The organism is Mycobacterium liflandii (genome assembly GCF_022354805.1).
Taxonomy (GTDB): domain Bacteria; phylum Actinomycetota; class Actinomycetes; order Mycobacteriales; family Mycobacteriaceae; genus Mycobacterium; species Mycobacterium marinum.
Genome location: NZ_CP023138.1, coordinates 4148029 through 4160493 on the forward strand (window position 1 = coordinate 4148029; position 12465 = coordinate 4160493).

At 63.9% G+C, this 12465-nt stretch carries 6 protein-coding genes and 2 pseudogenes; 3 read left to right on the plus strand and 5 right to left on the minus strand.

The features are described from left to right. The first annotated feature begins 18 nt into the window (after positions 1-18). Positions 19-1008 carry a quinone oxidoreductase family protein gene (locus tag CKW46_RS18440; RefSeq protein WP_015356095.1) on the plus strand — a complete coding sequence of 330 codons (990 nt, stop codon included), beginning with the start codon at positions 19-21 and terminating at the stop codon, positions 1006-1008. Positions 1009-1061: 53 nt separating this feature from the next. On the opposite strand, the gene CKW46_RS18445 is transcribed toward CKW46_RS18440, so the two are convergent. Continuing rightward, positions 1062-2345 carry an Rv1453 family transcriptional regulator gene (locus CKW46_RS18445; RefSeq protein WP_117436809.1) on the minus strand — a complete coding sequence of 428 codons (1284 nt, stop codon included), beginning with the start codon at positions 2343-2345 and terminating at the stop codon, positions 1062-1064. A gap of 127 nt (positions 2346-2472) precedes the next feature. Further along, the gene (gene otsB / locus CKW46_RS18450) at positions 2473-6129 is read right to left on the minus strand and encodes a trehalose-phosphatase (protein ID WP_482052241.1); all 3657 of its coding nucleotides are present in this window, start codon (positions 6127-6129) and stop codon (positions 2473-2475) included. 348 nt (positions 6130-6477) lie between these two features. Here otsB and CKW46_RS18455 point away from each other — a divergent pair. Both CKW46_RS18455 and CKW46_RS18460 read left to right on the plus strand, forming a co-directional pair. Beyond that, positions 6478-7681: pseudogene (locus CKW46_RS18455) on the plus strand (ISAs1-like element IS2404/ISMul1 family transposase). A gap of 312 nt (positions 7682-7993) precedes the next feature. After that, a pseudogene (locus CKW46_RS18460) lies at positions 7994-9594 on the plus strand (DHA2 family efflux MFS transporter permease subunit). A 39-nt stretch (positions 9595-9633) separates the two neighbouring features. Here CKW46_RS18460 and CKW46_RS18465 read toward each other — a convergent pair. From CKW46_RS18465 to hisG, 3 genes are all read right to left on the minus strand, one after another. Next, positions 9634-11013, minus strand: a complete 1380-nt coding sequence (locus CKW46_RS18465) for an FAD-containing oxidoreductase (protein WP_012394785.1) — start codon at positions 11011-11013, stop codon at positions 9634-9636. Further along, positions 11010-11492, minus strand: a complete 483-nt coding sequence (locus CKW46_RS18470; RefSeq protein WP_015356101.1) for a glycine zipper 2TM domain-containing protein — start codon at positions 11490-11492, stop codon at positions 11010-11012. Before CKW46_RS18470 ends, CKW46_RS18465 begins: the two co-directional genes overlap by 4 nt. 116 nt (positions 11493-11608) lie before the next feature. Next, a complete protein-coding gene (gene hisG, locus CKW46_RS18475) occupies positions 11609-12463 on the minus strand; it encodes an ATP phosphoribosyltransferase (RefSeq protein WP_482052242.1) in 855 nt (284 codons plus the stop codon). Positions 12464-12465 lie beyond the last annotated feature (2 nt).

Below are 12465 nucleotides of genomic sequence, written 5' to 3' on the forward strand. Positions count from 1 at the left end.
GTCGGGCATGATAGCGGCGTGCACGCAATTGAAGTCAGCCAAACAGGCGGTCCCGAAGTCCTCAGCTACGTCGAGCGGCCGCAACCCGAGCCCGGTCATGGCGAGCTGGTGATCAAGGCCGAGGCGATCGGTGTCAACTTCATCGACACCTACTTCCGGTCGGGAAGTTATCCACGGGAGCTCCCGTTCGTCATCGGCTCGGAGGTATGCGGAACCGTGGTAGCCCTCGGCCCGGGCGCCACGGCGGCCGATGCCGGCGGGATTGCTGTGGGCGACCGCGTGGTCAGCGCCTCCACGAACGGCGGCTACGCTGAATTCTGCACTGCACCGGCGGCTCTGACCGCCAAGGTGCCCGACGGTGTCAGCGCCGAAGTGGCCGCATCGGCACTGCTGAAGGGCCTCACCGCGCACTATCTCCTGAAGTCGGTGTACCCGGTTGCCGACGGCGACGCCATCTTGGTGCATGCCGGCGCCGGCGGCGTCGGGCTGATTCTGACGCAATGGGCTACTCACCTGGGGGCACGGGTGATCAGCACCGTCTCAACTCCGGAAAAGGCCAAGCTCCCCAGGGATGCCGGCGCGGCCGAAGTGCTGGACTACCCTACCGACGCTTGGCAGTTCGGCGGACAGGTGCGCGCCCTGACTGATGGTGCCGGTGTGGCCGCCGTCTACGACGGAGTCGGGGCAACGACGTTCGACGCCAGCCTGGCCAGCCTGGCCGTACGCGGGACGCTCGCATTGTTCGGCGCCGCCAGTGGTCCCGTTCCTCCAGTCGAACCGCAACGGCTCAATGCGGCCGGCTCGGTGTATCTCACCCGTCCGTCGCTGTTCCACTTCATCCGCACCGCCGAGGAATTCAGCTGGCGGGCCAGCGAACTTTTCGACGCGATCAGCAGCGGGGTAATCACCATCGAGGTTGGCGGGCGGTATCGGCTGGCCGATGCGATGAAGGCCCATCAAGATCTGGAAGCCCGCAAGACTATTGGGTCGGTCGTGTTGTTGCCCTAGCCATTTCGGGGCAACTCGGGCAGCAACTGCCGAAGCGCCGGACGCCCCCAGACTCAGGGCCGCTGTTCCGGCGGGGTGCGGTCGTCTGGTTTGCCTGCCCCACTCGCGGCGGGATTGCCGGGTTGCTTGCTGCGCCACTGCAAAACCTCTAGAGCGACGGCAACGCGAACCGTGGTGTCCTCGAGAGGCTTGGGAAGCAGGCGCTGCGCGGTTTCGAGTCGGTGCATCAACGTGTTGCGATGGGTGTACAGCAGCCGCGCGGCACGAGATGCATTGCACTGTTGGCTGATAAAGGTCAGCAGGGTGTGTTGCAGAGCCGGGGAGGCTTCCTCGAAGTCGCCGAGCGTGTTCTTGATGAATTCATCCGCACCGTCCGGGTTCTCGGTGAGCAGGGCAATCATCTCGACGTCGCCGAAGAAGGCAACTTGCTGGGGTGAGCGCAGCCGGATCAACATGCGTGCGGCGGTAAGCGCATCGCGGCGGCTACGACGGAACCCGTCAACTCCCGGTTCGGTGGTTCCGATGGCGATGCGCACGTGCGGCAATTCGCGCATCACCTGACGAATCTGACTGCAGTCGAAGACATCTACGTCACGCACCCAGACCCAGCGTGTCGTGGCGGCAGACATGATGGCCAGCGAGCTTGCGCACCCGACGGCATTGCAGAACGCGTCCACGGCTCGGTCCAGGTCGCGGTGGTCACCGTTGGGGCGGTCACTCCAAATGGTGGCGGCGGTATGCGACCGATCCAGGGGGTAACCCAACCGGGATTCGGCGGAATCGCGGCTGATGGGTGCGCCATTGAGAAGCAGCTCGACAATGCGGCGGCGCTCGGCGCAGATATTGCGCGACAGCTCGTGGTGCTCGAGCTCCATTTGCGCGGCGATGCCCGCAAGCGTGGTGTCGATGAACGCCGCCGCCGACCGAAACGGCACATCGAGCAGTTCGCGCAGCTCCTGGGGGTCGGTGGTGAGGCCGAACACAATGTCGGTCCACCGCTGCCAAGCCACGTTTTGCCCGACGCGGTAGACATCGAGAGCCAGCGTGTCAAGGCCGAGGCGTACCAAATCCCTGGCCATCCGCAGCGGCTCGGCACCCAGGTTCGCCGGTACCGGGTCGCCCGGATTTCGCAGGTTGGACGCCGCGAAGTGGCGTAGGTTGGCGCGATTCGCCCGGCTGATGACGGTCGCCAAATCCGGGTTCTCGGCGATTGGCGGCGCTGCGGCCAGCGTCGCACGGTCGAATTCTTCGAGCCATTGTTGACTGGGGTTGAGCGCAACCCGCGCCGCTTCACGGATCAGGTCACGCACCCGCGGCGATAACTCGCGTGACTTCACAGGACGATATTAAGTCACTTGGGCCAAATTCATCGGCTCTTTGTACTGCATAGAGCAGCTCGCGGGACACCGGCGCGACGGCGCCAGTGGAACAACGAGTTACGGCGCTGCCGGGGTTGACGGCCCGCTAGCTGAATCGAACGGTGCTTCCCGGCAACAGCCGCTCCACCCGTCCATGGCATTCCACTTCGACCGGCGGCACATCACGCGGCTCGACGCTGATCTCCGCACCCTTCCCACTTACCCTCAGATGTAGGTGGTTACCACGGTAGTGAATCGGAAATCCAAGTGCACCAAGGTATTCCGGCCAGTGCGGGGACAACACAATGCGATCGGCACGGATCTCCAGTCCGGTGAAGCAGCGTTGCACGAAGTCCACGCTGCCGGCCATCGCGGCCAGGTGGACGCCCTCCGCGGTGGTGCCGCCCTGGATGTCGGCAACGTCGGACTCGAGCACCTGCTGAAAGAACTCTAGGGCGCGATCCCGATTGGCGCGGGCCAGCACCCATCCGTGAACCGCGGCGCTCAGCGTCGACCCATGGGAAGTACGCGCCATGTAATAGTCCACCATCTCCGGGATCTGGTCCCGTTCCATGTGGTAGCCGAGCCGGTCCAGCAACTCCCCCAGTTCGTCCGCGGACAACAGATAGAGCAGCATCAGCGCGTCGGCCTGCTTGGACGCCCGATAGCGATTGACATCGTCGTCCTCGGCTTCAAGGATGCGGTCGAGCCGCTGGATGTTGCCGTATCGCTGCCGGTAGGCGTCCCAATCCAGTTCCGCCAACTGCTCATATCCGTCAAACTGGCTGATCACGCCGTCGTGGAACGGGACGAACATGCGCCGGCTCACGTGGTCCCACTGCGCCAGCTCCTCTTCGGTCAGTGCCAGCTTTTCGTACAAATCCAACCGGTTCGGCAGCGGCATCAGCAGCAGCGCGTCGATCGCCCGCAGGATCACCCAGGCCGCCATCACATTGGTGTACGCGTTGTCGTCCACGCCGTCGTAGGGCCGGTCGGGGTAACCGGAATGGAATTCATCGGGTCCGATGACGCCCTTGATGTGGTACCGATCGCGCTCGGCGTCATAGGTCGCCCTACTCACCCAGAATCGGGCTATCTCGGCCATCATCTCGGTCCCGTAATCGATCATGAACGCGAGATCGCCGGTGACTTGGTAGAACTGCCAGACGTTGTATGCGACGGCGATGCCGATATGGTGCGCACGGTGGCTGGCATCGGGTATCCATCGGCCCGACCGCGGGTTCAGGTGCTGCTCGGGGCTTTCCTCTCGCCCGTCGCTGCCGGACTGCCACGGATACATCGCACCGCGGTAGCCGGCCAGTTTGGCCGCGCGCTGGGCCTCGAGCAGGCGCCGGTAGCGATACAGCAGCAGCGATCGGGTCACCGCGGGAAGGCGCAGGTTCAGCACCGGGAAGATGAACAGCTCGTCCCAGAAAATGTGTCCCCGGTAGGCCTCACCGTGCAGCCCGCGGGCTGGGACTCCGACATCGAGATCCGCACTGTTGTAGGACACCGTCTGCAGCAGGTGCAGCAGGTGCAGGCGCAATACGCGCAGTTCTTCGGTGTGGTTGGAGAATTCGATCGACAACCGTTCCCATAGATGCGACCAGGCAATCCGGTGGGCGTCACAAATCTCGGCAAACCGTCCCTGGCGACCGAGTCGGCGCTCGGCTCCGATGGCCGGGTGTGAGGTGGCCACATCAAGCCCGCTCACCAAGGTGACGATCTTCTCCACGGTCAACGGCTGGCCCAGTTTGGCCTCGGTGAAGATCTCGTGGCCGATTTCGAATTCCTCGTCGAGCAACCGGTACGTTGCCGCGACCGGCTCGTCCGCGCGCCACAGGCTGGTCCTGGCCGCCACCGCGACCGGGATCTTCGACTGCGTGGTCTCCACGGCCATCGACACCGAATTCTCAGACAGCACAGCCTTTTGCAGACCCTGCAGATGATTGCTGGCCAGATTTCGGTACCGCTCCACCCCGGAATTGCGGACGTTGCCGTCGATGGTGGACCGGATTTCGATCGTCCCCGACCAGTCGTGGCCGACGATGGTGGTTTGCAGCGCCGCCACATGCGCCTGGTTCATCGAAACGAAGCGGTGCTGGGTTACCGAACTGGTGCGCCCGGCGTCGTCACGGAAGGTCAGCTCCCGGGTCAGCACCGCACCGCGCAGGTCAAGCGTCTGACGGTAGGACAACAACGTCACCGCGTCGACGTCAAACCAGTCGCCGCCGTCGATCCGGAAGGTCAGTGGCAGCCAGTTGGGCAGGTTCACCAGGCTTTCGTGAGCTGTCCTGGTACCCCCGATCAGGTCGTCCAGCCGGTTGAACACGCCGCCGGCATATGTTCCCGGATAGTGGACCTGCCCCGCCTTCGATTCGGGTGCGGCACCGCGGGTGGCGAAGTAACCGTTGCCGACGGTGCACAGCGCTTCGCGCAGCTTCTCGTTGGGCGGATCGTAGCCTTCGAATGTGAAAGTCCAACCGCGCGAATGCGTCTCGTGCGCATGCGCCAGCCACCCGGCGCCGCGTCGAACGAAGTCACGGACTTCGTTTGGGTTGCGCAGCGTGAAGTTGGCGGCGGTGGGTCGGTCACCGTCCTCGTCGTGACGGACCACGATCCCCACGCCGCTGAACCGCAGCGCATCGAACGCGTCCTCATCGGTGAGGTCATCACCCACGTACATCGGCAGCACCCGCGAGTCTTCGAAGATGAGCGAGCGAATCCAGGCCAGCGCGGCACCCTTGTCCCAGTCGATGTCGGGTCGCAGCTCGACGACCTTGCGGCCACTGGTCACCCGAAGGCCATATTCGCGGCGGTATCGGTGGGTGGTCGCGATCACCTGGGCCACGTGCTCACGGGCGACATTGCGATAGTGCACCGCGACGCCAAAACGCTTGTGTTCGACACTCACGCCCGGGATCTGGGCCAGCTCGTGACGAAGGTCCTTGGCCGCACTCGCCAGCACGTCAACCGCGGCGGCGGCCGCCTCATGCTGGTGGTGAGTACCGTCAGGCGCGATCAGCTCGAAGCCGTGGCTGCCCGCGTACCAGATGCCCGGTACCCCTACCTGGTCGCGGATGTCGGTCAAATCGCGGCCGGACAGAATCGCGACCGGGCATTGGGTCGACAAGTGCGCCAGCGCCTCGGCGGCGCCATCGACCAGGGTGGCGGCATCGGGCTCCGACACGATTTCGGACAGCGTGCCGTCGTAGTCCATACAGACGAACAATTGCCGACCGGCGACCATCCCGATCACCTGACCGTAGGAATCCAGCGCGTTGGGGCACTGAGATAGGCGTTCGTCGCCGGTACGCACGGTGACTTCGGCAAGATCGGCAGCGACGACGTCCGCGCCGCGGCGCAGGAGTTCCTCGGCCCGCCCGTCCCGGTCAAATCCGATGACGAAGGCGAAGCCGCACTCGCGGGCAGCCTCCACCCCGCCATCCATGCCGGCCACGACTGCCAACCGTTGGACAGCGGCCCCCAACTTGGCGGCGGCAGCCGAGAGGCCGACGCAGTAGGGCTTCGCCCGCGAGGCTTGTGGCGGTGCACTGACTTGCTCTGGCTCGAACAACCCTGCCGCATCGAGCACTCGCACGCTCTCATCCGCGGGCGAATAGACGGCGGTTCCCACTCCGACCTGCCAGAGCTTTCGGGCCAGTGCGACGGTCGGCTCCCAGATCGACTGTTCGTGTCCGTCCCCGTCGAGGACGAAGATCACTCCATCGTGGCGACGCGGATCGATCGTGAACGACTTCATCTTGGCGATCCCCTAGCCCGAGTGTGTTGTCGCCCCATGGTCGCGCGCACCCGCAGCGAAATGAACGTCTTCGCACCCATCGGAGCACTTCGGCCAAGGATTGGTGACAAAAGTCCCGGCCGCTGACCCCATCCTGCTGGGCGCACAGCGCTACCCGGCCTAGTAAGCGCGCTACCTCCAACCCGCTAGTTGGCTCCCCGGGATGCAGGGCTCCGGCGTTGTTGATTAGCAGGCTTGTGAGCTGGGTTGATGATCTTTGGTGCCGCGCTATTGGGGCCGGAGTGTAGGCACGGGCTATCTGGAGAACGATCGAGTTGGTTACTGTTCGTCGTTGGTCTGGAGTTGCCCGTGCCTACCGTTTCAGTATTGCCTGTGTCGTCGGTTCCAGAGGTGTTCGACCGCTGGAGTCCTGGTGAGCGCAGCGAGCTCATCGGATCGGAGTTTCTCGGTGTGTTGGCCTCGGTGCCAGACCCGAGGGACCCACGCGGTCGGAGGTATTCGCTGATGGCTTTGTTGGCGATCGCGGTTCTGGCCACTGCCGCGGGGATGCGCGGCTATGCTGGTTTTGCCACATGGGCGGCCACCGCTCCCGATGATGTGTTGGCCTAATTAGGGGTCCGGTTCCGGCGGCCCAGTGAGAAGACCTTCCGCGCTGTTTTGTCTCGGCTAGACCCCGCCGACCTCAACGCCAGGATGGGCAGTTACTTCACTGCACACGTGGCCAGCAGCGACCCCAGTGGATTGGTGCCGATCGCGTTGGACGGCAAGATGCTGCGTGGTGCCTTTACGCGCCAAAGCGACAGCCACGCATCTCGTGTCGGTGTTCGCCCACCGTGCCCGATTGGTGCTCGGTCAACTCGCTGTCGCCGAGAAAAGCAATGAAATTCCCTGCGTACGTGCCCTGCTCACGCTGCTGCCGGGTAGCTTGCGGTGGCTGGTCACCGTGGATGCGATGCATACCCAGGTCGTCACCGCGAAGTTGATCTGCGCCACCTTGAAGTCGCACTACCTGATGATCGTCAAGTCCAACCAAGCCAAAATACTTGCGCGTATCACCGCGCTGCCCTGGGCCGAGGTGCCCACAGCCGCTACCGACGACTCCCGCGGCCACGGCCGTGTCGAGACCCGCACCCTGCAAATCATCACCGCTGCACGAGGAATCGGCTTCCCCTACGCAAAACAAATCATCCGGATCACTCGTGAACGCTTGATCACCGCCACCGACCAGCGCAGCGTGGAGGTGGTCTATGCCATCTGCAGCCTGCCGTTCGAGCACGCCCGCCCTACCGCGATCATGACCTGGATGCGTCAACACTGGGGAATCGAGAACAGCCTGCACTGGATACGCGACGTCACCTTCGACGAAGACCATCAAAGGGCACATACCGGAAACGGCGCACAGGTCCTAGCAACGCTACGCAACACCGCGATCAATCTGCACCGCCTCAACGGCGCCGACAACATCGCCGAAGCCTGCCGGATCACCGCTTTGACCGCCAACCGCCGCCTAGACCTCCTCAATCCACAATTCCCCAGCTCACAAGCCTGCTAATCAACAACGCCGGAGCCCTGACCCGTCACCCCAGCGAGAAATTCATCACCGGGTTAATTGATCCTTGGGCCACTTCGGATTTAGGCTGCGTCTTTGACGCCGTTTTGATACTGTCGACTGGCTGGCGGATCGTCATCGATTTCACGCGCGAACCGCGGGAACCCGATGCAGCCAGGGCGTGGGAAATCGTTGCCTTTTGAGAAGTATTTTCGCGGATAAGACAACTCTCAGTGAATTCACCAGAGCATGAATAACAATTTTCGAACTGATCGGGGCTGCGAAAGCAACCCGTGCCGTACAAGGTGTCTCGCGATGGAGCCCTGCGGGGCCGATGCACGCGCCACTGCGACGCAGCTGGGCCCGACTCAAGACAACTATCCCGACCGGCTCGACTGGCCGACCATCCGAATTGCGGGCGTGTGCCTGATAGCCGCGATCATGGCGAACCTCGACATCAGCATCGTCACCGTCGCGCAACGCACCTTCACCGTGGCATTCCATTCCACCCAGGCCACTGTCGCCTGGACTGTGGCCGGCTACATGCTTGGAATGGCCACCGCTACGCCAATGACAGGGTGGGCGGCCGACCGATTGGGCGCCAAACGGCTGTTCATGGGCGCGGTTGCGACGTTCACGCTCGGCTCAATGCTGTGTGCGAGCGCCCCGAACATTGGGCTACTGATCATATTTCGCGTGGTGCAGGGTATCGGTGGGGGCGTGCTGGGGCCGCTGGTCCTTGCCATCGTGACCCACCAGGCGGGACCAAGGCGGCTCGGCCGCCTGCTCGCGGTAGGGGCCATTCCCATGCTGACTGCCCGATGTTGGGACCGATTCTGGGTGGTTGGCTGATCGACTCGTACGGCTGGCAATGGATTTTTCTGATCAACGTGCCGGCCGGCCTGTTGGCATTCGGCCTTGCCACGATCCTCGTCCCGGAGGATCCACCGAAACCGTCCGAACGCTTCGACTTCATCGGCATGCTACTGCTGTTGCCCGGCATCGCGATGCTCTTGTTGGGAGTATCAGCAATCCCAGGGTCGGGCACGGTAACCGATCACCGCGTGTGGGTACCGGCGATCAGCGGTGCGGTGTTGATTACCGCGTTCGCCCTGCACGTCTGGTATCGAACGGATCACCCGCTAATCGATCTGCGGTTGTTTACCGACCGAGTGGTCCGGCTGGCCAACCTGGCGCTGCTGTTGTACGTCGCCGGGGCGGCGGATGCCAGCCTGTTACTGCCGAGCTACTTTCAGCAACTGCTACACCAGACTCCAATGCGGTCCGGGCTGATGATGGTCCCTATCGGATTCGGAGCCATGCTGACCATGCCGCTTACCGGCGCCTTCATGGACAGCCGCGGTCCACGCAAGGTGGTGCTGATCGGACTCACTCTGATTGCCACCGGAACGGGCACATTCGTCTTCGGAGTCGCCAACGAGGCAGATTATCTGCCCACGCTGCTGGCCGGCCTGACCGTCGCCGGTATGGGCTTGGGCTGCACCGGACTGCTGCTCGCCGCGTCGGTAATGCGAGTCCTGGCCCCGCATCAGATCGCCCGCGGATCGGCGCTGATCAGCGTCAATCAGCAGATATCCGGCTCGATAGGTGCGGCACTGATGTCGATGATCCTGACCAACCAGTTCTGCCGGAGCCACACCATCTCGACAGCAAACAACATGGCGGTGTTGCGCGAGAACGCCGAGCGCCACGTCGTGCCGATTGCCCCCTCGGCGGTACCGGCGCGAGCGGTTGGCCCCGATTTTTTGGTCGAGTTGCAGCATGACCTTTCGCATGCCTACACGCTGACGTTCGCGGTGGCGGCCGTCCTGGGGGCGCTGGCGTATTTTCCCGCGGCGTTCCTACCGGCAAAGCCAACAACGATTGCGCCAGGAGATGTCGATGTCCCGGGGTGAAACCCGCTGTGCCCCATCCCGCTGCGCTGATGATCGCCGCTAGACCAGCGGCGCCATCTCCTGCAACATCGTGGGAACGAGTTCGCTGACCGTGGGGTGGATATGCATCGTTCGTGACAACGTGGTGTAGGGCGCTTTGGCCGACATCACGTCGAGGATCGCGTGAATGGCTTCGTCACCGCCCACGCCAAAGATCGTCGCTCCCAGGATCTCGTCGGTGTCCGCGTCGACGACCACCTTCATGAAGCCTTGCGTCTCACCCTTTTCCACGGCCCTACCGACCCTGGTCATCGGCCGCTTTCCGACCAGCAGCTTGCGCCCGGTCGCCTGGGCCTGAGCAACACTCATCCCGGCCCGCCCCAGCGGCGGGTCGATGTAGAGGGCGTAGGTGGTGATGCGATCGCTGACCCGGCGTGGGTCGTCATCGAGCAGATTGGCCGCAACGATCTCGAAATCGTTGTACGACGTGTGAGTGAAGGCGCCCTTGCCGTTGCAGTCGCCCATCGCCCAGATGTGGTCGACGCTGGTCTTGAGCTGGTCGTCCACCACGATGTAGCCGCGGGCGTCGGTCTGCACCCCGGCGGCCTCCAGCCCCAGGTCATCGGTGTTGGGCCGACGCCCCACCGCCAGCAATAGATGGCTGCCCGCAATGGGGGCCGCGCCCGCGCAGGGAGTCAGCTCGAAGCCGCCAACGCTACTGTCGCGCTTAGTGATTCGCACGTCGTCGGCACCAACTACAACGTTGATGCCTTCGGCCTCCAGGATCTCTCGGATGGTGGCCGAGACGTCCTCGTCCTCGCGGGAAGCCAGCCTCGGTCCCCGCTCGACGACGGTGACCGGAGCACCGAAACGACGGTACATCTGGGCGAACTCCAGCGCGATATAGCTGCCGCCGACGATGACCAAATGCTCTGGCAGCGTGTCGAGTTCGAGGATGGACACGTTGGTCAGGAAATCGATGTCGGCAAGCCCCGGGATGTTCGGAGCCACCGCGCGGCCACCGACGTTGAGGAATATCCGGTCCGCACTCAACAGGTCGTCACCGACCCGCAGGGTGTGCGGATCCTCGAATCTGGCGTGCCCGCGGAACACGGTGCAGCCGTTCATGCCGTCCAGCCAATCCTCGACACCCTTACGGTCGGCGAGCATGATGCCGTCTTTGCGTGCCTTGACTTTGGCCATGTCCACGCTGATGGGGCCGGTACCGACACCGTATTCGGCGCCACGGCGGGCCAATTGCGCGGCGTGCGCACTGGCGACCAGCGTCTTGGTCGGGATACACCCGGAGTTCACGCAGGTACCGCCGACATGCTTGCGCTCCACGATCGCAACGCGCTCGCCCGCGGCGGTCAGCCGACCCACTAATGGCGGGCCGGCCTGGCCGGCACCGACGACTATCGCGTCGTAATGCTGTGTCACAGGGCGGCCACTGTCGCAACGATGGCAAAACCACCCAGGACAGCGATCGAATCCTCCAGCAGTGCGATGGGCAGATCGTGGCCGCCGCGCGCGGCCACCAACTTGGTGCGCGCCTGGTAGCCACCCAGGGTGCCCAGGACGGCGCCGATGATTCCTGCCCCGAGCCCGCCCCACCGATAACCCCACGCCGTGCCGATGACTGCACCGGCGAAGGCACCCAAGATGATTCGAACCGCGAACACCGGTGGCGCGGTGCGCGGTGGGGTCTTGGGGAGCTTGTCGTTGACCAGCTCGCCAACCGCGAGGACCGACAGGATGACGACCGTGATGAGGTTGCCCACCCAGGACGCCCATGTTCCATGAAGATTGATCCAGCTCAAGAACGCGGCCCAGGAGACCACGGCTGGAGCCGTCATCGACCTCAGGCCAGCGACAACGCCGATGAGCAGAGCCAGCAGCAGAAGAACAAAGTGCGTCACAACGATCCCTCCTGGGACAGACGAACAGCCTGGCGACGTGAAGGGGAATGCCCATGCAACTAGCGGGCAATCGGCCCTAGCGGGACGCTAACACAGCAACGCCCCATAGCACATGCTCAGAACCGACAGAACCTGATATCGGAAGCCAGAATGGCTTTGGCCCCGATGGCGGCAAGTTCGTCCATGGTGCCGTTGACATCGCGGCGCGGCACCAATGCCCGCACTGCAACCCATTCCGGGTCGGCGAGTGGGGCGATGGTCGGCGACTCCAGGCCAGGGGTGATCAAGGTGGCCTTGTCCAGCACCGCGCGCGGGCAGTCGTAGTCCAGCATCAGGTATTGCTGGCCGAAGACCACGCCTTGCACCCTGGCGACCAGCTGATCGCGGGCCTCGACCTGGGCGGCGCCGTCGCGGCCGTTCCCCTCGATCAGCACCGCCTCCGAGTCACACAGCGACTCACCGAATGCGACGAGATTGTGCAACCGCAGGGTGCGGCCCGAGCCCACCACATCGGCAATGGCATCGGCCACACCCAGCTGCACGGAGATTTCCACCGCCCCGTCGAGTCTGATCACCGTTGCTTCAATACCCTTGGCGGCCAGATCCTTTCTGACCAGATTCGGATACGCGGTGGCGATCCGCTTGCCAGCGAGATCGGCCATCGTCCAATCTCGCTGGGCGGGGCCGGCGTAGCGGAAACTCGACGACCCGAATCCCAGCGCCAAGCGCTCGCGCACCTGCGCATCGGAATCGTGGACCAGATCACGTCCGGTGATCCCGAAGTCGAGCTGTCCCGAGCCGACGTAGATGGCGATGTCTTTGGGCCGCAGGAAGAAGAACTCGACGTTATTCGCCGGGTCGATGACCGTCAGGTCTTTTGGATCGGTGCGCCGCCGGTAGCCGGCTTCCGCCAGAATCTCCGTGGCCGGTTCGCTCAGGGCGCCCTTGTTGGGAACCGCCACCCGCAACATGC